Origin of the sequence: Leifsonia sp. SIMBA_070 (genome assembly GCF_046534635.1) — a bacterium.
In the GTDB taxonomy this organism is placed as follows: domain Bacteria; phylum Actinomycetota; class Actinomycetes; order Actinomycetales; family Microbacteriaceae; genus Leifsonia.
Genome location: NZ_JAWRYK010000969.1, coordinates 1 through 234, shown reverse-complemented (window position 1 = coordinate 234; position 234 = coordinate 1). Strand labels below are relative to the sequence as shown.

1 protein-coding gene is annotated in these 234 nt (G+C 65.0%); it reads right to left on the bottom strand.

Annotated elements, in window-relative coordinates; translation table 11 throughout:
- On the bottom strand, positions 1 to 234 hold a 234-nt coding region (locus SB754_RS23050; protein ID WP_410784573.1), incomplete at both ends, for an Ig-like domain-containing protein.

Sequence of the window (234 nt, the reverse complement as noted above, 5' to 3'; positions counted from 1 at the left end):
CACGCCGTTGCTCAGCGCGCCTGGCGTAAAGCTCCATGCACCGTCGCTGCCTGCCACCACAGAGCCCAGCGTCGTACTGCCGTCATACACGGTAACAACCGCGTTCGCCTCTGCCGTGCCGCTCAGCGTTGGTGTGGCGTCATTAGTGACCGCGCCATTTGCCAGCGGTCCGGTCACCGGCGCCACATCATCCGTGATCGTCAGGTTGCTGACGGCTGCCGGTGCCACCGTATC